General features: G+C 68.2%; 17 protein-coding genes and 2 pseudogenes. 13 read left to right on the top strand and 6 right to left on the bottom strand.

What is annotated here, in order from left to right:
• Positions 1-493: 493 nt before the first annotated feature.
• Positions 494-814, top strand: a pseudogene (locus OHT77_RS45120) (glycoside hydrolase family 78 protein); the annotation flags it as partial.
• A gap of 579 nt (positions 815-1393) precedes the next feature.
• Positions 1394-3625, top strand: a pseudogene (locus OHT77_RS44380) (family 78 glycoside hydrolase catalytic domain); the annotation flags it as partial.
• A 44-nt stretch (positions 3626-3669) separates the two neighbouring features.
• On the opposite strand, the gene OHT77_RS44385 reads toward OHT77_RS44380, so the two are convergent.
• Together OHT77_RS44385 and OHT77_RS44390 are read right to left on the bottom strand one after the other, a co-directional pair.
• Positions 3670-4548 carry a GNAT family N-acetyltransferase gene (locus tag OHT77_RS44385; protein WP_328834065.1) on the bottom strand — a complete coding sequence of 293 codons (879 nt, stop codon included), beginning with the start codon at positions 4546-4548 and terminating at the stop codon, positions 3670-3672.
• 135 nt (positions 4549-4683) lie between these two features.
• A complete protein-coding gene (locus OHT77_RS44390) occupies positions 4684-5331 on the bottom strand; it encodes a TetR/AcrR family transcriptional regulator (RefSeq protein ID WP_328834502.1) in 648 nt (215 codons plus the stop codon).
• Between the two features lie 204 nt (positions 5332-5535).
• On the opposite strand from OHT77_RS44390, the gene OHT77_RS44395 reads away from it, so the two are divergent.
• From OHT77_RS44395 to OHT77_RS44405, 3 genes are all read left to right on the top strand, one after another.
• Complete coding sequence (locus OHT77_RS44395; RefSeq protein WP_328834066.1) at positions 5536-7005, top strand: MFS transporter; 1470 nt, start codon at positions 5536-5538, stop codon at positions 7003-7005.
• A gap of 396 nt (positions 7006-7401) precedes the next feature.
• Positions 7402-7644, top strand: a complete 243-nt coding sequence (locus tag OHT77_RS44400; protein WP_328834067.1) for a hypothetical protein — start codon at positions 7402-7404, stop codon at positions 7642-7644.
• A 398-nt stretch (positions 7645-8042) separates the two neighbouring features.
• Positions 8043-9185 (top strand): serine hydrolase domain-containing protein, encoded by a 1143-nt coding sequence (locus tag OHT77_RS44405; protein ID WP_328834068.1) that lies wholly within the window; start codon positions 8043-8045, stop codon positions 9183-9185.
• Positions 9186-9333: 148 nt separating this feature from the next.
• Here the strand turns inward: OHT77_RS44405 and OHT77_RS44410 are convergent.
• A protein-coding gene (locus tag OHT77_RS44410; RefSeq protein WP_328826315.1) for an IS5 family transposase occupies positions 9334-10151 on the bottom strand; the annotation gives its coding sequence in 2 pieces (ribosomal slippage) (positions 9334-9800 and positions 9800-10151; 819 coding nt in all).
• A 535-nt stretch (positions 10152-10686) separates the two neighbouring features.
• Complete coding sequence (locus tag OHT77_RS44415) at positions 10687-11607, bottom strand: NAD-dependent epimerase/dehydratase family protein (RefSeq protein ID WP_328834069.1); 921 nt, start codon at positions 11605-11607, stop codon at positions 10687-10689.
• A gap of 395 nt (positions 11608-12002) precedes the next feature.
• Between OHT77_RS44415 and OHT77_RS44420 the strand changes: the two genes are divergently transcribed.
• The 4 genes from OHT77_RS44420 to OHT77_RS44435 all read left to right on the top strand — a co-directional run bounded on the left by OHT77_RS44420 (position 12003) and on the right by OHT77_RS44435 (position 15984).
• Positions 12003-12578, top strand: a complete 576-nt coding sequence (locus OHT77_RS44420) for a TetR/AcrR family transcriptional regulator (protein ID WP_328834070.1) — start codon at positions 12003-12005, stop codon at positions 12576-12578.
• A 104-nt stretch (positions 12579-12682) separates the two neighbouring features.
• On the top strand, positions 12683-13615 hold the full coding sequence (locus tag OHT77_RS44425) for an acetoacetate decarboxylase family protein (RefSeq protein ID WP_328834071.1): 933 nt from the start codon (positions 12683-12685) through the stop codon (positions 13613-13615).
• A gap of 7 nt (positions 13616-13622) precedes the next feature.
• Entirely contained in the window at positions 13623-15209 is a 1587-nt protein-coding gene (locus tag OHT77_RS44430; protein WP_328834072.1) for a succinic semialdehyde dehydrogenase, read from the top strand.
• Positions 15210-15273: 64 nt separating this feature from the next.
• Positions 15274-15984 carry a type 1 glutamine amidotransferase domain-containing protein gene (locus OHT77_RS44435; RefSeq protein WP_328834073.1) on the top strand — a complete coding sequence of 237 codons (711 nt, stop codon included), beginning with the start codon at positions 15274-15276 and terminating at the stop codon, positions 15982-15984.
• A gap of 150 nt (positions 15985-16134) precedes the next feature.
• Here OHT77_RS44435 and OHT77_RS44440 read toward each other — a convergent pair whose 3' ends face one another.
• Complete coding sequence (locus OHT77_RS44440) at positions 16135-16686, bottom strand: TetR family transcriptional regulator (protein ID WP_328834074.1); 552 nt, start codon at positions 16684-16686, stop codon at positions 16135-16137.
• 54 nt (positions 16687-16740) lie between these two features.
• Between OHT77_RS44440 and OHT77_RS44445 the strand changes: the two genes are divergently transcribed.
• The 4 genes from OHT77_RS44445 (at position 16741) to OHT77_RS44460 (ending at position 20312) form a co-directional block, all read left to right on the top strand.
• Positions 16741-17610, top strand: a complete 870-nt coding sequence (locus OHT77_RS44445; protein ID WP_328834075.1) for a patatin-like phospholipase family protein — start codon at positions 16741-16743, stop codon at positions 17608-17610.
• Positions 17611-17665: 55 nt separating this feature from the next.
• The gene (locus OHT77_RS44450; protein ID WP_328834076.1) at positions 17666-18103 is read left to right on the top strand and encodes an ankyrin repeat domain-containing protein; all 438 of its coding nucleotides are present in this window, start codon (positions 17666-17668) and stop codon (positions 18101-18103) included.
• A gap of 886 nt (positions 18104-18989) precedes the next feature.
• Entirely contained in the window at positions 18990-19313 is a 324-nt protein-coding gene (locus tag OHT77_RS44455) for a hypothetical protein (RefSeq protein ID WP_328834077.1), read from the top strand.
• A 549-nt stretch (positions 19314-19862) separates the two neighbouring features.
• Entirely contained in the window at positions 19863-20312 is a 450-nt protein-coding gene (locus OHT77_RS44460; protein ID WP_328834078.1) for a peptidoglycan-binding domain-containing protein, read from the top strand.
• Positions 20313-20898: 586 nt separating this feature from the next.
• Here the strand turns inward: OHT77_RS44460 and OHT77_RS44465 are convergent.
• On the bottom strand, positions 20899-21156 hold the full coding sequence (locus tag OHT77_RS44465) for a hypothetical protein (protein WP_328834079.1): 258 nt from the start codon (positions 21154-21156) through the stop codon (positions 20899-20901).
• Between the last annotated feature and the right edge of the window lie 73 nt (positions 21157-21229).

A 21229-nucleotide genomic window follows, 5' to 3' on the forward strand; every position in this document is an offset into this window, starting at 1 on the left:
TACGAAACTCGGGAAGAACCGGCCAGGTCGCAGTCGGCGATCACCAGGACCAGGTCGGCCACACGCGCCTGGAGGTGGCATTCACGCCGCCCCGTCCGGCGGCGAGTCCGGCCGATGGAACCGATACACGCACGACGATCACCTGGGCGAGCCGTCTCCGACCCCTGCGCTGGACCCAGGAAAGTCGCTGCCTCTGGCAACGCGATCGATCGGCCTCCCGGAGCCGCAGCTGACACCGCGTGGGCCGGGAGGCATTCTCGTCCGGTCCATTGACCCCGAGGGGCTGCCCTCGTAGATTGCCAACGCCTCGATGGAATGAAACGTTTCAATTCGTGGTGATGTTGTGCCGCAACCCGGAGGGAAGCCCGTGCACAGTCGTTGGCGCTGGAAGTCATCACGATGGACAACGGTCGCGACTCTGGTAGCGGCGGTGACCCTTGGGGCATCGCCCGGCGGTCCCGGAATCGCGGTCGCTTCGTCCGGTCGTATCACCGTGGGACAACTGACCGCGGACGGCGCCGCGAACCCGCTCGGGACCGACGACACCCGGCCCAGCCTCGGCTGGCAGCTGCATTCCTCGGCCCGCGACGACCGTCAGACCGCGTACCGCGTTCTGGTGGCAAGCAGCCCGAAGCGCCTGAACGCGAAGGACGCCGACGTCTGGGACAGCGGCCGGGTGCGTACCGCGGACTCGGTCGGAGTGCCTTACGGCGGGCCGAAGTTGACCTCGTCGCGCGCCTACTACTGGACCGTGCAGGTGTGGGACGCCCAGGGCCGGGCCTCCCGGTGGAGTCCTCCCGGGCACTGGGAGACCGGCCTGCTCGACACGGCGGCCTGGCAGGGCGCCCAGTGGATCAGCCCCGACACCGGCAGCAGCGACTCCTGGTCGGACTTCACCCTCGACACGGACTTCACCATCAAGACAGGCGCGGCGAGTGTTCTGTTCCGGGTGAAGGACGCGCAGGACTACTACATGTGGCAGATCAACGCGGCACAGACGGCCGGCAAGGTGCTGCTGCGCCCGCACGTCCAGTCGGGCGGCCGGTTCACCAACCTCGGTGAGGTCGATCTCAGCCCGGTCGTCACCACGGCGAACGCCAACGCCCCGCACCACCTGACCATCAGGGCCGAGGCCAGCCGCATCACCACCTCGATCGACGGGACCCAGGTCGACACCCGCACCGACACCACCCTGACCGCGGGCACGCTGGGCTTCCGCAGTTCGGTCACCAACGGAGTCTCCGAGGACGCCCTCTACGACAACATCGCGGTCCACAGCCTGGGCGGCGCCGCTCTCTTCTCCGACGACTTCAGCACCTCACCCGACCCGCTCTTCCCCGACACCGCGATCAGCGACGGCCGGCTCGAACCCCGGGGCGATCCCACCCTCCTGGACGCGGAGCCCGACGCGCCGATGCTCCGCCGCGCCTTCTCCCTCGACGGAAAGAAGGTCGCCACCGCCCGCGCCTACGTGTTCGGCCTGGGCTTCTACGAGTTGCACCTCAACGGGGCCAAGGTCGGCGACCAGGTCCTCGCGCCCGCCTCGACTCCGTACGACAAACGCGACCTCTACACGACCTACGACGTCACGGACGACCTCAGGGGCGGTGCGAACACCGTCGGGTTGTGGCTCGGCAACGGCTACGACGAGCGGTTCAGCCCCTACGGCTTCCGCTGGACCGGCCCTCAGCAGGCCGTGGTGCTGCTCGACGTCACCTACACCGACGGCCACCGTCAGACCATCACCACGGACAACAAGTGGAGTTGGTCCACCGGTCCGATCACCAGCAACGGCATCTACGCCGGCGAGACCTACAACGCCGAGCTGGAGAAGCCGGGTTGGGACACACCCGGCTTCGACGCGACCAGCTGGCAGCCCGTGCGGACCGTGCAGGCACCGACCGGCACTCTGACCGCCGCCACCGCACCGCCGATCCGGGTCACCGACACACTCGCACCGGTGAGACTCACCCAGCCGAAACCGGGCGTCTACGTCTACGACTTCGGCCAGAACATCGCCGGCTGGGAGCGCCTGCGGGTCAAGGGCGCGGCGGGCACCACCGTACGGATGCGGACCGCCGAGGAGATCGGCGACGACGGCATGCTCGACACGACCACCAACCGTTCCGCGGCGGCCACCGACACCTTCACCCTGGCCGGCGCCCGCACCACCGAGACGTACGAACCCCGCTTCACGTACCACGGGTTCCGGTACGTCGAGGTCACCGGCTACCCGGGCACCCCGACAGCCAAGAGCCTCGACGCCCGGGTGGTGCACACCGACGTGACGTCCACCGGCACGTTCTCCTCCTCCGACCCGCTGCTCGACCAGATCTGGCAGAACAACCGGCGGACCATCCTGAACAACTCGATGAGCACTCCCACCGACAACCCGGTCCGTGACGAGCGGACCCCGCCCGGCATGGACGTACAGGCCTATCACGACGCCTCCGTCCGCGAGTTCGGCATGGACGGCTACTACGCCGACTACCTCCAGGACATGCCGCCAGGCGTTCCGCTCCCCAACGACGCCGGGAACGCGCAGCAGCCCGACATGGACGGCGACCAGATCACGCTCGCCTGGACCCTGTACGAGCAGTACGGCGACCGTGCCACGCTCGAGAGCGTGTACCCGGGGATGAAGGAGTTCGTCGACACCAACGCCACCGACGTGCCCGGGCACATCTGGCCGGCCGACCGAGGGTTCGGCGACTGGTGCCCGCCCGACCACAGCTCCAACGCCAACGGCGGCCTCGGCAACCCGAGCGCCGGCGACTGCACCAGCGAAGTGTCCGTGGTGAACACCGCCCTGTCGTACTTGCAGGCCGTGGACGTGGCCAAGGCCGCGGAAGCGCTGGGCCACAGCGACGAGGCCGCACACTTCACCCAGATCGCCGACGCCATCAAGCAGGCGTTCAACACCGCGTTCCTCAACGCGGCGGGGGACACCTACGGCGACGGCCGACAGACGACGAGCGTGCTGCCGCTCGCCTTCGGCATGGTGCCCGCACAGAACGTCGGCAAGGTGGGCGACCAACTCGTCGACACCATCCTCACCAAGGACGCCGGTCACCTCGACACCGGCATCTTCGGAACCCGGTACCTCATGGACGCGCTCGCCGGGATCGGCCGGACCGATGTGGCGATGAAGGTGTTGGACCAGCGCAGCTATCCCGGTTTCGGCTATGAGATCGCGAAGGGGGCGACGACTTCCTGGGAGGAGTGGACCTACTTCTCAAGCATGGAGAGCCACGACCACGCCATGTTCGCCGGTATCAACGCCTCCTTCTACACACAGCTGGGCGGCATCCAGCCGACCGGCCCCGGCTACCGCACTGTGACCATCGCCCCGCAGATCCCCACAGGACTGCACCACGCGGCGGCATCCATCGCGACCGTCCGCGGTCGAGTCGCCAGCTCCTGGACGAACGACGACGACCGCACAGTCCTCGATGTCAATGTCCCGGTCGGCAGCACCGCGACCGTTCATGTCCCCCACCTCGGCCGGACTCACGTGGAGGTCCACGCCACATCCGGCGCGCGGCCGCAGCACGGCGGCCATGACGAGACCGTGTACACAGTCGGCTCCGGTCAGTGGAGGTTCACGGTCACCGGCCATCACTGACCTACTCACCCCCGCCTGTCCCGTCGGAGGACCCACCTCTCCGATCACGGTGTCAGGGATGTTCTTCGGATCCGGTCGGCGATCTGCGGCCTCTCCGTGAACCCGGCCGCCTTGTACGTCGCGATGCCGCCGACGTTGGAGCTCGGCGTGCACACGCGCACGCTTGACGAGCCCAGCTCCCGCAGGGCGGCCGCCCCGGCGACGGTGATCGCCCGGCCGTAGCCGTGGCCGCGGTGCTCGGCGTGGACACCCATTGGCTCGACCAGCCCCGGTTTCCCGGGGCCGGCGGACCAGACCGTCACCACCGCACCGGGGTTGCCCTGGTCGTCGTAGATGCCAAGGCATCGGGCGTCGGCGTGGAACGGAGCCGCGGACATCCTGTGCCGGTACTCGCGCGTGGGCCGCGTGCTGTTGAACGCGGACCGCAGGACGTCGGCGAAGTCCTGTGCCTGCTCCAGGCCGATCTCCTCGATCCGTACGCCGGGGTCCTCCACTGGTTCGGCGAGGTCGCGGAAGAGCGGTGTCCACGGGTCGTCGACATCCCAGCCCTCCTGGGTCAACAGGTCGTGGAGCAGCAGGCCCTGCGGGGCCTCGACGGAGACCGTTCCTTCCGGCAGCACGCCGCGCTCGGGCAGCGAGAAGTCCTGGACGAGCCGCCGTGCCAAGTCCTCGTCATGGAAGGCATCGGGAGCGACCGACATCCGCACCAGCGTCGGCGAATCCTGCATCGCGACGGCGAGGATGTGTCCGTCCCGGCTCCAGGTGCGGAGCACCGCGTGCGTCTCGGCCGTCCCGAACCGGTAGTTCCAGCCGATGTCCCCGGGATGCAGTTGCATGGGTGCTTCGTCGTGCTGCCACTCACGCAGCGCGGCCATGGCCTCGCGCGCTCCGTCGGCCGTGGGCGTACTCAGCACAATCGTCATGGTCGGGATCAGACACCCCGTCCAGGTGCCCCGCAACCGATTAACTGACCAGGCACCGCGCGGTGTTGGCGGATGGCTGCCGGGAGCGTGGTTGCCGGCGTGCGCCGTGTCAGGGGTGTGCGGTGGCGGGAATTCTCAGGCGCCGGCCTGGAGGCGCAGGCCGGTCAGGGTGAGTTCCAGTGCGGAGCGGAACTGGTCGACGTCGTCGTGGCCGTCGAACTCGTCGACGATCTCGTGGACGAACGGGAATTCCTCGGGGTCGAGTTCGCGCCAGGACTTGGCGAAGCGGCCGAGGAATTCCTCGCGGGTCGTGGCGCCGTCGAGGATCTCCTGGGGCGGCTCCTTGCCGAGGTCGACGGCGGAGCCGACGACGACGCCGACGATGGCGGACACCGCGTAGAACCGCTGGCGTGCGGTGAGGTCGAGGCGGAGTGTCTGCTGGCCGAGCCTCTCGTACAGGCGCAGGGCGTTGCCCTGGACTTCGGTGTTGCGCATGAAGTAGTCGCCCAGCCACGGGCGTTCGACGATCCCGTCGAAGAGTGTCAGGGCCATCTCGCGCAGGGCGTCGATCGGGTCGTCGCGGTGCGGGAGGCTCTCGAGGCGGACCAGGACGGCGGCCATGACGTGGTCGGTCGCGCGGTCGAGGAGTTCGTCCTTGCTGTCGACGTACCAGTAGATGCTGGCCACGCCGCCGCCGAGGCGCTGGGCGAGTGCCCGGAACGTGAGGGCCGGGGCGCCGGCCTCGTCCAGCAGAGCCACCGCCTCCGTGAGTACGGACTCCATCGAGTGCGAGGCCCGTCGGCGTCCCGTACCCGAGCGGCTCTGAAGGCGTGCCATGGCTGTCGTCCCCTCGCTTCTCACGTCGCGTCTTGCATCGTATCGAACGTTGTTCTATCGTACCGCATCGTACGGCGTTCGATACCCGTACAGCGTTCGATGACCGTGCGCCGTTCGATGACCGAACGACGTTCGACCGGAAGGCCTGCGATGACCACCACCACGCTGCACTCACCCGCACGCGTCTACCCGTCCCTACGCGCGGCGTGGATCCCCCTGGCAGCCCTCTGCCTGGCCTTCTTCGTCGAAATGGTCGACAACACACTGCTCTCGATCGCCCTGCCCACGATCGGCCGCGACCTCGGCAGCGGGACGACTGCGCTGCAGTGGGTGACCGGCGCCTACTCGCTGACCTTCGGCGGACTCCTGCTCACCGCCGGGTCGACAGCCGACCGGTTCGGCCGTCGCCGGGTGCTGCTGATCGGACTGGGCGTGTTCGGCTCGCTGAGTCTGTGCGTCGTCCTCGTCACCACGGCGGGGGAGCTGATCGCCCTCAGGGCCGCGCTCGGCATAGCCGCCGCCGCGATGGCGCCGATCACGAACTCCCTCGTCTTCCGCCTCTTCGACGACAAGGCGCTGCGCATGCGCGCCATGACGGTGATGATCGTCGTGGGCATGTCCGGCTTCGTCCTCGGCCCCCTGCTCGGCGGCACCGCGCTGGCCCACGTGCGGTGGGAGTGGCTGCTGCTCGTCAACGCCCCGATCGCGCTCATCGCCTGCGTCGGCGTACGGCTCGGTGTGGCCGCCGACCGGGCCGAGGACCTGACCAAGGACGCGCTCGACGTACCTGGCGCCGTCCTGAGCGTCACGGCCATCGGGCTCGCCTGCTACTCGCTGACCAGCGGTGTCGAGCACGGCTGGCTCTCCACGATCACCCTGGTCTCGATCGCCGGTGCGGTCGCGGCCGCGGTCGCGTTCGTCCGGCACGAACGCCGCAGTGCCGCCCCCATGCTGGATCTGCGCCTGTTCACCAGCGGCACCGTGCGGGGCGCGACCATCGCGCAGGTCGGTACCTCCATCGCGATGGCCGGCATCATGTTCGGCCTGATCCTGCACTTCCAGTACGCGTACGGCTGGAGCCCCGTACGGGCCGGGCTGGCCAACCTGCCGATCATCGTGACCATGCTCGTCGCGACCCCCCTGTCCGAATGGCTCGGCCGCCGCTTCGGCCACCGCATCGCCTGTCTGGTGGGCGCGGCCTGCCTGGCCGGTTCGCTGGCGGGTCTGTCCTGGGGCGTCGATCACGGATACGGCGCCATCGCGGTCTGCATGGTGATCATGACCGTAGGCCTGCGGACCGTGATGACGATCTGCGCGGTCGCACTCGTCGACGCGATGCCCGCCAACCGCACCTCCATCGGCGCCGCCCTCAACGACACCGCCCAGGAGGTCGGCTCCAGCATCGGCACCGCGGTGGTCGGCACCCTCATCGCCGCCCTGGTCACCACTCAACTGCCCGCCGGCACCTGGAGCCACGGCCTCGTGGCGTCGTTCTTCCACGGCGAACGGGTCACCTACGGCGTCCTCGCCGTCGTCGTCGGCCTGATCGCCGCGGGCGGCGCGCTCAGCCTCACCGACTCCCGCACCGTGGAGGAACACCCTGACGAGGACGCCGCCTGAGGAGACGGGCGCCGACGCCGGTGCGGCCCGACGCCTGAGACGAGGCCGTCGGCCGCCACTCCACACGGTCCCGGCCTCGGTGTAAGCACTTCATCGGGCCGGTAACCGCGAGATCAGCTTCCGCACGGCACGGGCGTGCAGAAGGGCGCGGGGGAGACCGCACCCCGTACGCACACCTCCGAACCACCCTCGCACGCCCTCCTGTTGGCGACCGGTCGCTGATGTGCTCGTCGTCCGCACAAAGAGGGGGAGAAGGACATGCGTCATCGTCTTGCACAAAGGTTCGGCGTGCTGTGCGCGTCGGCCACTCTGCTCATCGGGTCGACTCTGGCCGTCGGAACGGCAGCTCACGCCTCGCCGTCATCGCTCGGCGGATGCAGGAATCCGTACGTCTGCGTGTACGAGCCCCACCAGGTCATGGTGGGCGCCTACAAGGACGTCACGTCCTACTGGCAGACCTTCCGTCGCTCCGACGTCACCTACGTCTACAACGCCCGGCACTCTGGCGCCGCGTACTTCCTCTACAGCAGCGGCTACACCAGCTGCGCCGAACCGGGACGCCAGGCCTCCTTGTACCACCGGGGATACGGCAAGGTGACCGGCATCCGCATCGTCACCGGCTCACGCTGCTACGCCTGACGCGTTCAGGGGGTCGCAATTCCCGAGGCCGTTTCCGCCCCGCCATGATGTCCCGCGGAAGCGAGTCCGCATGGCGCAGGAGAAACGGCCTCGGGAGCGAACGCGACAGCCGAGCGGGGCCGCTGATCTCTTCGGTATCGATGCATGGATACATGGATACATGGATACATGGATACATGGGGTACTCACCTTCCATGGGCGCTGCGAAAACGATGGAATAGTCCTCGAATCGTGGTGTCCCGTCGACCGGACAATCGGGTTTCGATATGGTCTGCCGTCATCTCTGAAGCAATGAAGTCATCGGGGGAATTCAGAAATGAACGTGCGGTCGACGGCTGTGGCGTAGGGGCGAATCAGGGGAGTGGGAAATCGCCATACCCAAGAGATCAAGGACCGGCGTGGTCGGTCTGGTGGTGCTCGTGATGACGGTCACCGCTTTCACGGATTCCGCGCAGGCATCGCGTGGCGCGACCTCTGCGGCGGTCGAGCATCAAGCGACCCGGAGGGCGATGGACGCGGCTGTGAGGGCGGGCGTCCCCGGTGTCACCGCGGAAGCACGTGACGCCGACGCTACCTGGAAGCCGGCATCGGGTGTGGGGGACCTGAGGACGGGTGCGCCACGGGGTAGGAACGACCGGTTCCGCATCAGCAGTATCACCAATACGTTCGTTGCGACGGTCCTGCTTCAGATGGAGGCGGAGAAGCGGCTCGACCTGGACGACACCGTGGCACGGTACCTGCCCGGTCTGTTGGCGGGTCTTGGCAGTTACGGCCGTGAGATCACCGTGCGGCAGCTCCTCAACCACACCAGTGGCCTGTTCGACTACCTCGCCGACCCGACGTACGGGGAGACGTACCTGACGGGGGAGGGCTATCTCCGGCACCGCTTCAACACCCTGACGCCGGAGCAGCGGGTGAGGGTGGCGTTGTCCCACGCGCCGTTGTTCGCACCTGGTGCCAGGCACTCCTTCTCCACGACCAACGATGTCCTGGCGGCGCTGATCGTCGAGAAGGTTGCCGACAGGTCGTCCGAGGACGAGGTGCGTGACCGTATCCTCGAACCCCTGGGGCTCCGGGCGACGTCTTTTCCCGGCAAGGGAGTTCGTCTGCCGCGACCGGCCAGCCCCGGTTATTCCAGGCTTTTCGCCTCGCAGCCGGATCGTATCGACGACGTCACCGAGGTGAACGGGTCACAGATCTGGGGCAGCGGCGACATCATCTCCACCGCGACGGATCTGAATCGGTTCTACGCGGCACTGATGCGCGGGAGACTGCTGCCGCCGCGGCAGTTGAAGGAGATGAAGACGACCATCGGCAATCCCGATTTCCCGGGCGCGTCCTACGGCCTCGGTATCGAACGGTTCCAGCTGAGCTGCGGCGCCACCCTCTGGTACCACGATGGGGGCATGGTGGGATGGCTGACACTGTCCGCCACCACAGAGGACGGCCGTCACCAACTCACGCTCGACTACAACGCGGACTGGGGGGCGGAGACCATCCTGCCCATCGTGGACGCCGAATTCTGTCCTCCGCCTTCCTGATCTCGGCCCGGTTCCGGGGTTCCGGGGAGAGGGCGGATATGTGCGTGCGGGCCAGGAGAGGCCTGCGGATCCCCGACGATGCTGATGCGGGACCGGCTGGATGTGGCGTTCCAGGACGAGGAGTTCGCGGACCTGTTCCTTACTGGCCCTAACAAAGCCTCTGAACGTGGCGGTGGGTGATCAGGCAGACGGCGAGACCGAGGAAGGCTTCATGGATGTCGTCGCGTCGCTCCCAGCGGATGCGCAGCCGGCGGAAGCCGTGCAGCCAGGAGATCGTCCGCTCGACGACCCAGCGGAAGGTGCCCAGGCCGGTGCCGTGCGGCTGGCCTCGCTCGGCGATCGCGGGCCGGATGTTGCGCCGGCGCAGGAGTCGGCGGTACTTGTCGTGGTCGTAGCCGCGGTCCGCGAAGAGCATGTCGGGCCGCCTGCGCGGCCGGCCGACCACTCCGGCCACTGGCGGGATCTTGTCCAGCAGCGGAAGCAGCTGGGTGACGTCATTGCGGTTGCCGCCGGTCAGCGAGACCGCGAGCGGGATGCCCTGGCCGTCGGTGATGATGTGGTGCTTGCTGCCCGGACGTGCGCGATCGACCGGGCTGGGACCGCTTTTGGGCCCCTGCGCGCGGCCCGGACATGGGAGGAGTCGATCACCGCCCGCGACCAGTCCAGCTGGTTCTTCGACCGCAGCCTGTTCAGCAGCAACTGGTGCAGCTGGTTCCACACGCCGGCCTCGTTCCAGGCCGCCAGCCGACGCCAGCACGTCATCCCCGAACCGAAGCCCAGCTCCTGCGGCAGGTATTCCCACTGGATCCCGGTGTGCAGGACGAACAGAATCCCGCACAGGGCCTGACGGTCAGGTACTCGTGGCCGCCCCTCGACCTGCTTCGGCGGCGGCTCAGGCAGTAACGGCTCGATCAGCGACCACAGTTCGTCCGACACGATCCACGGCCGCGACTGACGCTTCCCCATGCCCTCACCAACGAGCGATCAAGCCGACAGTCACATGATCAACCCACTTTTGTTAGAGACAGTTAGGGACGGGCAGCCGGGCATGTCGCCAGCTACGGCAGGGCGACTCCGTAGGCCTGGAAGGCGTGGGGACCGGTGGCGAGTTCGGGGTCTTGTCCTTGCCATGCGTCGAGGCGTATCGGCCTGGGTGGTTGTCTCGGTTTCCGCTAAGACGGGAGACCACCGAGGTGGCCGAGATGGCCGCGACGACCGCGGGCGCGTGGGTCGACCTGGGCCTCACCCTCGTGGACCGGCAGGAGCTCACGCCCCAACTTCCACACGGTGCCACCGGCATCCGTGAGGTGCAGGCCCAACTGCACGCCCACCCCCGTGATCGCCCAGATCTCCCGCAGTGTCGGCTACCTGGACGTGTCGAACTCCGTCGGCCCTTCCAGCGCGCCACGGACGTCACGCCGTTGGAGCACCAGATCCGGTTCGGCATTGCGGCACGAGTCAGCCATCAGGAGGACCTGTCGACGGGAGACCTGTCGACAGGTCAGCCGGCGAGGATCCGCTCCACTCCCTCCCGATAGCTCGTGACCTGGAATTCGGGAAAGCGGGCCGCGAACTTGGAGCTGTCGAAGATGTTGTCGTCCCGGTAGCGGACGAGCAGTTCGTACATCTCGTCGAGCGGCTTGACGAAGCGGCGCCCGAGGCGGAAGGCGAGCATCGGCAGCACCGTGTAGCCGATTTTGCGACCGGTGATTTCGCCTGCGAGGTCGATGAGCTGGGCGTAGGACCGCCGGTCCGGGTCGACCGGGAGGTGCCACGTCTGGCCGTAGGCATCCGGCGTGTTGCCGAGCAGGGCGAGAGCGCGGCTCGCGTCGGGGGTCCAGATCAGGGACCGCTTGGTATGGGCGTCGACAGGGACGAACGGCCGCTTGCCCGCCTTGATCCGGTCGAACACCAACGAGTTCGTGTAGCTCTTGGTCCGGCCGGGACCGTAGAACTCGGGGGCCCGGCCGATCACCGCTTCGACGCGGCCGGCCCGCATGGCCTCCAGCAGCATGGTGGCGATCTGTGCGCGGACCCGTCCCTTGCGTCCGCCCGGCGCGAATGCCGTCGCCTCGGTCTGGGGCGTCGAGGTTCCGGGATACATGTAGGTGTTGTCGAAGAAGACGAGTTTCGTGCTGTATTCGGCGCAGGCGTCGATGACGTTGCGCATCATGACGGGGAACTGTCGCTCCCACAGCTCCGAGTCCAGGGGCAGGCCGACGGTGAGGTAGGCGATGTCGCTGCCCGCGACGGCACGGCTGGTGGCGTCGGCGTCGGTGAGGTCTGCGGCCACGAGCTCGTCGGTGTCGTTCACTCGCGAGGGCTTGCGGCTGACGAGGCGGATGTCCTTGGTGTGGTTGCGGTGGAGCTCGTTCACGAGCTCGTCGGCGATCGGTCCGCCGGCGCCGAGAACGGTCTGCATTGGGTCTCCTTTGAAGTGGATGGGGCGGGTGGCGACGACAGCCCGGCTGCGAGCGGCGTCGTGCCGTCACGGATGCGGTCGACCACCGCGGCCGGGTGCGGACCCAGCCGATGTGGTCGCCGGCCGAGCCTTCTGGCACTTGGTCGCTGATCCGGTGTCAACGTGTCACCGAGGTGGACGAGAAAAGGCGATGAACGAGGTCGTCGACTGCGCTGACCGGCGACCGCGTGTCGTCGCCCAGGCCGATGACGAGGGCCGGTGTGGTGATCGGCCGGTCGACCGGATACGTCGGTCGGCCGGTGAGCACAGCGTGGGCCCGTTCCCGCAGGTCTCGGGTCCTCCGGACGTACACTATGTTTACAGTGCTAACAAGGCATAGGAGGACGAAGTAAGCAATGTCAACATCAGAGAAGAGCGCCTACCATCACGGCGACCTGCGGGCGGCCCTGCTGTCGACCGCGATGGAGATGCTGGAGGGCGGCGAGCCCTTCTCGCTGCGCGCCGTCGCGCGCCAGGCCGGCGTGTCGCCGACCGCGCCGTATCGCCACTTCAAGGACCGCGACGCCCTGGAGTCCGCACTGGCCGTCGAGGGTTTCCGGGACCTGCTGGCCGACCTGGGCGGCGGGCGCGACCTGCCCGCCTCGCTCCCGGACCTGGCCGAGTTCGCCGTCACCTATGTCGCCTTCGCGCTGCGGCGCCCGGCGCTGTTCCGTGTGATGTTCGGCAAGCCGTGCGAGGACGCCCATGACGAGCGGGTCAAGGCGGCCGACGCCCTGCACGAGCTGCTGGCCGACGCGCTCGATCGCGTCTTCCCCGACGCGGACGCCTCGGCCCTGGCGTCGGGTGGTTGGGGGCTCGCCCACGGGCTGGCCTGCCTGTACCTCGACGGCAAGCTGCAGGCCGCGTCGGAGGAGGAGGTCGCCGACCGGGTGCGCAACGCCTTCCTCGCCATCGCCTCGGTCGGCTCCTGACGTGTGCCGTCCGCCCGTCGCGTGCCTCACATCCTCCATTGTTGACGGTGCTTACATGCCGTGCGATCCTCGGTGTTGACACCGCTTACATTGGAGGAGAGTCCATGGCTTCGACCACCAAGCCGACCGACCGCGACCGGACCGTAGAGGTCGATCTCGGAGGGCGTCCCGTCACCGTCCCCGTAGGCGGCCTCTACGACCGGTTCCGCATGGACACCGATCTCGACGAGGTCGAGCGGGACCCGCGGGTCAGCAGCGTCGACTTCTTCCGCCGGATGCCGAAAAGCCGCGTGGACTCCCGCATCGGGCCCACGCTGACGCCGAACTTCTACTACCGCATCTCCACGACCCGGCTCACGATGCTCGCGCCGACCAAAGCGATCCGGGCCCGCCTGCCCCAGGAGCTCACCCCGCTCGAGATCGCCCCGGGGATCGGGATCGTCTCCGTGATGTCCTTCCGGTACGACGTCTGCGACATCGACTTCTATACCGAGGCCGCGGTCGGCATCGCCGTGAAGCCGGCGCGGCATGGCGGGCTCGGCCTGCTCGACCTGGTCACCGGGCTCAAGAACGACTCCCTCCACTCCTACGTCCTCTCGCTCCCGGTGAACACCGAGATCGCGCAGGTGCGCGGCCACGACGGCTATGGGTTCCCCAAGTGGGTCACCGAACTCGACGTCGACATCGACACCCATCGCACCTCCACCAGGGTCGCCAACGACCAGGGCGGCCTCGACCTCGCGCTGTCGGCGCCCACCCCGAAGCAGACCGCCCGGCCCACCGGCGAACACGTCTCGACTCTGACCTCGTACACCACCATCGACGGTGCCTGGCACTCCACGACCAGCCAGATCAACATGCTCTCCTCGGGAACCACGCGGTTCCCCCGCGGCCTGGACCTGCGGCTCGGCCGGGGCCGGATGAGCGACGACCTGCGGTCACTGAAGCCGGTCCGCACGATCCAGCTCGACGTCACCACCGAGGGCCAGTTGGCGCTGCACATGCCCGTGCCCACCTCGATCCAGGACCGGAGCTGAGACCGCGATGACCACCACGGACACCGCCCCCGCCGAGGCCGCCCTGCCGGCATGGCTGACACCGTCCCGGGTCGCCCGCCTGGCCACCCTGGTGGCCGCCGATGCCCGCGCCCAGCGGGTCGCCACCACCTCGCCGTACACCGGCGCACCGCTCGCGGACCTGCCGGTCTCCACCCCCGACGACGTCGAGGACGCCTTCGCCCGGGCACGCGCTGCCCAGGCCCGCTGGGCGGCCACCCCCGTGGCCGACCGCAAGCGCGTCATGCTGCGCTTCCACGACCTGGTCCTCCAGCGGCAGGACGAAGCCCTCGACCTGATGCAGGCCGAGAGCGGCAAGACCCGTCGTGACGCGTTCCTCGAGGTCAGCGACATCGCGATCACCGCCCGCTATTACGCCCGCAGCGCACAGCGGCTGCTCTCACCGAAGCGCCGCAAGGGCGCGATCGCGGTGCTGACCCACACCACCGAACTGCACCACCCCAAGGGCGTCGTCACCGTTATTTCGCCCTGGAACTACCCCCTCAGCATGGCCGCCGGCGACGCCATCCCCGCCCTGATGGCCGGCAACGCCGTCGTCCAGAAACCCGACACCCAGACCGCCCTGACCGCGCTGTGGGCTCTGGCCCTGATGCGCGAGGCCGGCCTGCCGACCGACGTCTGGCAGATGGTGGTCGGCCGTGGCAGCTCCATCGGAAACGCGCTCATGCAAGGCGGGGACTACATGATGTTCACCGGTTCCACCGCCAGCGGGCGCCGGATCGCGCGTGACGCGGGCGAGCGGCTGATCGGAGCGTCCCTGGAACTCGGCGGCAAGAACGCCATGGTCGTCCTCGCCGATGCCGACATCGAGAAGGCCGCCACGGGCGCGGTCGCCGCCTGTTTCCCCTCGGCCGGGCAGCTGTGCGTGTCCATCGAGCGGCTCTACGTCGCCGATGAGATCCACGACGCGTTCGTCACCGCGTTCGTCGCGCGCGCCCGGGCCATGCGCCTGGGCGCGACCTACGACTTCTCGGTGGACATGGGCTCGCTGACCACCCCCTCGCAGCTCGAGACCGTCAGCTCGCACGTCGACGACGCGGTATCGAAAGGCGCGACCGTACTGGCCGGAGGCAAGGCCCGGCCCGACCTCGGGCCACTGTTCTACGAGCCGACGATCCTGACAGATGTGACCCCCGAGATGACGCTGTTCGACCACGAGACGTTCGGCCCCGTGGTGTCGGTCTACCGCTACCGGTCGGTCGACGAGGCGGTCGCGATGGCCAACGCCACGCCGTACGGCCTCAACGCGAGCGTCTGGGGCCGCAACGGCACCGAGGCCCGCAAGGTCGCCGGACGACTCCACGCCGGCACCGTCAACGTCAACGAGGCGTTCGCCGCCGCCTGGGGCAGCATCGACGCCCCCATGGGCGGCATGGGCGACTCCGGCCTCGGCCGCCGTCACGGCGCCGACGGGCTGCTCAAGTACACCGAAGCCCAGACCGTCGCGCACCAGCGACTCCAGGGCTTCTCCCCGCCCCGCAGAGTCGAGCACGAGCAGTGGGCGCGGGTCCTGACCCGGGCATTCAAGACGCTGCGTGCCCTGGGCATCCGCTGACAGACCACCAGCTGCAACGGCCGGGCCACCCCGTCATCCCGGGCCGCATGAAGGAAGATCAACCATGACCAAGCGCGTCCTCAACGTCGTCACCAACGTCGGCCACTACGACGACCCTTCCCACGCCACTGGCCTGTGGCTCTCAGAACTCACGCACGCCTGGCACGTCTTCGAGGAGCACGGCTACGAGCAGAACCTCGTCAGCCCGGCAGGCGGCTCGGTGCCCCTCGAGCCGCGTGCGCTGAAGTTCCCGAACTACGACAAGACCGCCAAGGAATGGCGCGCCGACCCCGGGAAGATGGCCCTGCTCGAGAACACCGCGAGCCCGGACCAGATCGACCCCTCGGACTACGACGCGATCTACTTCACCGGCGGGCACGCGGTGATGTACGACTTCCCCGACAGCGAGGGCCTGCAGCGCATCACCCGCGAGATCTACGAGCGCGGCGGCGTCGTCTCCTCGGTCTGCCACGGCTACTGCGGCCTGCTCAACACGCGGCTCTCCGACGACTCCTATCTCATCGCCGGCCGCAGGATGACGGGCTTCGCCTGGACCGAGGAGGTCCTCGCCCGCGTCGACAAGCTGGTCCCCTACAACGCGGAGGAGGCGGCCAAGCAGCGCGGCGCGCTCTACGAGAAGGCGACACTGCCGTTCGTCTCCTACGCCGTCACCGACGGCAACCTCGTCACCGGCCAGAACCCGGGCTCGGCCAAGGCCACGGCGAAGAAGGTCGTCGAAGCCATCGAGGGCGACGCGTCGAGGCAGCGAGGCTGAGTCGGGACACGGCCCTTCCGTGACGGAAGAGCCCCGGATGGACGTCGCCGAAGGTCGCGCGTGCGCCAGCGAAGGGCCGGCGGACGTCGGCAGCCCTCTGCTGCTGCAAAAGGTTCTTCGGCCTCACCGCGCAGCTTGGCGTTCGGGGATTCAGGACGGTACGTCCATGATGGCGAGTGCCTCGTCCCGTAGCGCGCCGGTGTTGATGGCTTCTCCGTCGAGGGCGTGTTTCCACAGGATGTAGGACAGGCCGCTTTCGGCCCGTCGGCGGGTGTGGGGTGTGGGTCCGGTGACGCGTTCCAGGCGGGCCGTCAGCACGTCGATCATGGGGGTGAGTTTGGCCTGTCGTGTCACGCGTGCCAGGGCGGAGTCGGGCTCGTTCAGGCATGCGGCGATCAGACGGCCGAGTCCGTGGGGCATCGCGGTGATGATGCGTTCGACGGACGCGGTCAGGTCTGCGAGCGGGTCCGTCGTGTCGGGTGTGGCGTGCAGGGACCGGTCCGCTCGCAGCGCGTCCGCGACCATTTCCTCCTTCCCGGGCCAGCGGCGGTAGAGCGCGCCGAGACCGATGCCTGCGGCCGCGGCTACGTCTTTCATGCGCAGCCCCTCGTAGCCGTGGGCCTTCAGCAGGATCAGGGTCTGTTCCAGCGCCAGGGGAGCGATGTCGGGGTGGCGTCGGCGGCCGCGCTGCACGTTCTCCATCCCTATACGGTAACCTCGATTATCGGTAATGGTGATTCTCGGAAAGGCGCTGTCATGGCCCCCACTAACCCCACCAACCCGACCACCCCCACTCGGGCACTCGTCCTCGGTGGCGGAGGCATCACCGGCATGGGCTGGGAGGTCGGCGTCCTCGCCGGACTCCTCGACGAAGGAGTCGACCTGCGCGACGCGGACACCGTGATCGGCACCTCGGCCGGCTCCTTCGTCGGCACCAACTACACCTCGGGCACCGACTGGGAGATCCTCTTCGCCGACCAGGGCCAGGCCGGTGACAACGAACCCGTCATGCATACCGACCCGGCCGTCTACGAAGGCTGGACCCAGGCATTCATCGCCGGCGCCGGGAACCCCGAAGCAGTGGGCGCTGGATTCGGCCGGGTCGCCCGCACCTTCGGCGCGGGCGTGGACACCGAGACCCGCCGCGCTGTCGTCCGCTCCCGCCTGCGCACCAACCAATGGCCCGCCAACATGCGCGTCGCCGTCACCGACGCCGACACCGGCCAACTCCGCCTGCTGGGTCCCGACGCGGGCGTCCCTATCGAGACGGCCACCGCCGCCAGCGGCGCCGTACCCGGCATCTGGCCCAGCGTCCGCTTCGGCGGCCGCGAATGGATCGACGCCGGCATGGTCTCCGCTGCCAACGCCACCCTGGCCATCGGCCACGACCGCATCGTCGTCCTGGCCCCCATGTTCGAGGGCCACGCCGGGATTCCCAGCGCCCTGGACGACGTCGCCCACCTCAACCGCACCGGTGCCCGCGCCATCCTCGCCGTTCCCGATACCGCAGCGCGCGAGGCCATCGGCCCCAACCCCTACGACCCGACCCGCGCCCGTGCCGCCGCCGAGGCAGGCCGACACCAAGGCCGCGTTCTCGCCACCGAGATCAAGGCGCTGTGGACCTGAGGCACGCTGGTGTGGTTACGGCGTCGAAGCCGTTCTGGATAGGAGTCTCGCCCTCATGAATCGTCGGCGGCGGAAGAAGTTGTTGGGGCGTTTGTTCGGGGCGATCCAGGCGGGTGATGTCGTCGCGGTGAAGGCATTGCTGGGGGCGGGGGTTGACCCGGAAGGTCCCGACAATGAGGGGACTACGCCTCTGTACGCGGCTGCGGTGAATGGTGAGGCGGTGATCGTGGGTTTGCTTCTGTCGTCGGGTGCGTCTCCTGATGTGGAGAGCAGGGGGGTTGGTGCGGAGGGCACTGCGTTGTGTGCGGCTGCGTGTTGGGGGCATACCGGGACGGTGCGTGAGTTGTTGGCCTTTGGTGCTGATCCGAACCTCAGGGAGGACGGTGGCACCGGCTGGTCACCTCTGGAGTGGGCGAACAATGGTCCCCATCCTGAGACGGTGGATCTTCTTGTCGCGGCCGGGGCGGATGCCGGTGGCGGGTCGGAAAAGTGATCAAGCGTATGCACTATGGGCTCAGAGTGCAGGTTCCATCCGAGGAGCTTGGCGTGGTCGACCGTGTCGAAATCGCCGACGGCTATGTCAGTCCCGCGGACTGGCCGACGGTCGTTTCCGTACTCAGAGTTGTCGGCGGAGGCTACGCGGGTCGTCAACTTCGGCTCAGCACTCGCCCGAGCCATCTCGAAGAAGCAAGGTTCCGCGCGACGAGAGACCAGTTGGCGGGGGAGCGGGCCTAAGCCGGAACCGGTAATTCTTGTTGCTCGCGCATCAGAGCGACTGCTCTTGGCTGGATATGGGGAGTCGGGTGCCGGTGAGGCATCCGTCGATACGGCCCGGCCGGTACTGAACTCGGCGCAGGCTATGCCGGAGGGTACGCATCAGGTGAGAGGAAGTCCACCGGGCGGGAAATGCCACCAGCAACAGAGCAGCACACCGTCGCCCTGTGGTCTCTTCACGCGTGGGAGACCGATGACGACGAGGCCTGACTCCCAGGCGGTCGACCATGTGGTCCGCGGCGGACTTTGAGAGCCCGAACAACGGAGTGCTGAGGCTGCGCAGTTGCCCCTGGGTTCGCTTCGGACGTCGGTTGCTGCGCAGGTGGGTCGGGCCGCCTGGGGGTGGTTGTGGTCGGCCGGTTATTCGTCGGCGCCGTCGTCCCTCAACTCACCAGCCCCTGCCATGGGCGCTGGAGTCGTCGGCACGTCGCGGGGCGGTGGAACGAAGAGCGCAGTCCGGGGAAGTGGGGCGTTCGCCGGCAAGGCCACGCCGGTGGTGTGAACACCAGACCTGTGGTGATGGGAGGCTCGGTCTTCAGGCGCTGGTGGAGCGAGTTGTCGTGCATCGGTGGTCCTGCAAGCTCTCAGGTTCCTAGGATGCGCGCATGACGACAAAGTTGAGCAAGGGTGATGATTGCGAACTTCCTGCCGTTGCTGTCGTGTGGCTCACCGACTATCCGCAACCGGGTCTGATTCTGGTGGAGTTCGCCGATGTCTACGACCGGCCTCATCAACTGGTCGGAAAGACCGCCTACTTCGCCGGAGAACTGCAAGAGACCTCGGACTACCCCTGCCCGACCAGCACTACGTGCACGATCGAGGAAATCACTGACGGCGTCGCCACAGTGAGTACACGGTGGCTGGAGGGCGGACCCGACAGCACACCCTTTGTCTTCGAGGTCTGGCTGGACGTCCTCAGACCAGCGTGACGTGTTGACCTTCCGTCCGTGGAAGCGAGTGACAAAGGGGTTCGGACCGTTGTTGCTGCTTCCCGCAGCTCGGCCAACTCCCGTGCTGTCAGAGGAAGTTCTTTGTCCATGGCGCCGACCGGCTTGCGCAATGCGTCGTCGATCCGCTGTGAGGCCGCGCTCAGGGCGAATTGTGGCAGGGCCTCCCATCCTCATGACTAGCGAGGGCGGCCGTAAGCACGTCTTCCTGGCCATGCAGCGCAGCACGCCGTGATGCCCCGGAGGCTGCTGGGAACCGCGCGACGCCGAGGTTGAAGATCGTGGTGGTGCACTGCGCTGCGACGCTCGGCGGGTGGGAAATCGTGGGGGAGGGTGTATCGCGCGGCGGCGGCGATCCCATAGAACCGTCGTGGGAGAGATCGTCAGTGCAGGTCAGCGGGCTCGTCGTCTCGCGCGGCCCTCAGTTCGGCGGTATTCCTGGCCGCGTGGTCAGGACAGCCTGCATCGTGGTCCTGCCGCTGGTCCGCCGGACTGATCAGGCGTCAACTCACGACCGAAGGACGAATTCGTATGCGATCAAATGCTCTGGGCAAGACGCTTGCCGGCTTGGTTGCCGTTGCCGGGATCGCCGCCGGCACGGTGGCGACGGCGGGTGTCGGCTACGCGGCGCCTGTGAGTCCTTCGTCCACGTCGGTTGTTTCGCAGCCGGCGGCTGCGGCGGCGACGCACAACTTCGGCCTCACCACGGCCGAGGCCAAGAACGTCCAGCGCTTCCTCGCGGAGTACTGGGACTACAACGACAGCATCGACGGTCAGCTGGGCACCAACAGCTGGAAGGCGATGCAGCGATTCCTCTCGGGGATCTGGGGATACACCGGTGCCATCGACGGCGACCCGGGCACCAACACCGTCAAGGCGCTCCAGCGGATGCTGGCCGCGCAGTGGGGTTACACGGGCGCGATCGACGGCGACCCGGGCTCGGGCACCCAGGCGGCGTTCAAGCGCTTCGCCGACTCCTGATCCAACCGGCCGCCCACCCCCCCCAGTGAGCGGCCGTTGGAGCGCGCGCTCTAGCCGAGCGGGGTTTCCTGGCCTGTGTCACCACCCAGGAAACCCCGCTCGGCACTGACAAGCCGGCGGTGGTCAAATACTCGGTCCCATCCGGCCGGGCGTGAAGCCGCCGTCGGCTGCGCCTTGTGACACGGCTGGCCGCCGTGACGTGACCACGCCGGATGCGGCTCAGGTCGCTGCCCGGGCAGCCCCAGAAGGTGGGCCGGCAGGAACCGAGGGGACGCGCGGGATTAGCACGATTTCCGCGGCGCATTTCCAATGGCCAGCGCTGGTCAATGAGGGCCCGGGCCTCCTGCTCCGACCCGGCAACCACCCGTACCGAGCGACCGAGAGCCCCGGTCGGCAACCGCGCGTAGGACGGGTGCACCGCGGGCAGCGGAGGGTTCGGAGCGCCGAACTCCGCTCTCGCGTGCACGATTCGGCCATCGGGCCGGCCACCTGGCTACGCCACCTCCGGCACAGGGCGTCACCATGCGTCTGCCACGGCCGCGCTCGGCCGCAGACTCCGGACGAGCGGCCCGACAGGTGAACGGCGCTAACGGCAGGCCGGCGCGTGCCGCACCTCGTAATCACGGCCAATGCGGTCGTCGATGGTGACGTCGAAGTAGGCCTTGTCGTGCTCGACGATCTCGGACGGGAACTTCTTGGTCCGCGTGACATCGATATCCCGTAGAACGCGCTCAGGTCGTACCTGTGGGTGGCGAACCGATGGCCTGAGGGACATCGGTGCGCTTGCCACGGCCACGGCCACGGCGGCGGTTCTCGCCGCCTGCCTCATGCTGGTCGACGCCACCGCTTCGCCGGGTCACGCCCGCCGCCGGTTCGCCCTCCGTCGAGGGGCTCGTCATCCTTGTCGTGATGTGGGG

Source organism: Streptomyces sp. NBC_00252, from assembly GCF_036187565.1.
Classification (GTDB): Bacteria; Actinomycetota; Actinomycetes; order Streptomycetales; family Streptomycetaceae; genus Streptomyces.

Excerpts from the sequence above, each read along its gene's own strand:
- OHT77_RS44385 (WP_328834065.1), bottom strand. The coding sequence starts at position 4,548 with ATGACGATTGTGCTGAGTACGCCCACGGCCGACGGAGCGCGCGAGGCC.
- OHT77_RS44430 (WP_328834072.1), top strand. The coding sequence starts at position 13,623 with ATGACCACCACGGACACCGCCCCCGCCGAGGCCGCCCTGCCGGCATGG.
- OHT77_RS44450 (WP_328834076.1), top strand. The coding sequence starts at position 17,666 with ATGAATCGTCGGCGGCGGAAGAAGTTGTTGGGGCGTTTGTTCGGGGCG.
- OHT77_RS44395 (WP_328834066.1), top strand. The coding sequence starts at position 5,536 with ATGACCACCACCACGCTGCACTCACCCGCACGCGTCTACCCGTCCCTA.
- OHT77_RS44420 (WP_328834070.1), top strand. The coding sequence starts at position 12,003 with ATGTCAACATCAGAGAAGAGCGCCTACCATCACGGCGACCTGCGGGCG.
- OHT77_RS44390 (WP_328834502.1), bottom strand. The coding sequence starts at position 5,331 with ATGGAGTCCGTACTCACGGAGGCGGTGGCTCTGCTGGACGAGGCCGGC.
- OHT77_RS44415 (WP_328834069.1), bottom strand. The coding sequence starts at position 11,607 with ATGCAGACCGTTCTCGGCGCCGGCGGACCGATCGCCGACGAGCTCGTG.
- OHT77_RS44460 (WP_328834078.1), top strand. The coding sequence starts at position 19,863 with ATGCGATCAAATGCTCTGGGCAAGACGCTTGCCGGCTTGGTTGCCGTT.
- OHT77_RS44445 (WP_328834075.1), top strand. The coding sequence starts at position 16,741 with ATGGCCCCCACTAACCCCACCAACCCGACCACCCCCACTCGGGCACTC.
- OHT77_RS44425 (WP_328834071.1), top strand. The coding sequence starts at position 12,683 with ATGGCTTCGACCACCAAGCCGACCGACCGCGACCGGACCGTAGAGGTC.
- OHT77_RS44435 (WP_328834073.1), top strand. The coding sequence starts at position 15,274 with ATGACCAAGCGCGTCCTCAACGTCGTCACCAACGTCGGCCACTACGAC.
- OHT77_RS44440 (WP_328834074.1), bottom strand. The coding sequence starts at position 16,686 with ATGGAGAACGTGCAGCGCGGCCGCCGACGCCACCCCGACATCGCTCCC.
- OHT77_RS44455 (WP_328834077.1), top strand. The coding sequence starts at position 18,990 with ATGACGACAAAGTTGAGCAAGGGTGATGATTGCGAACTTCCTGCCGTT.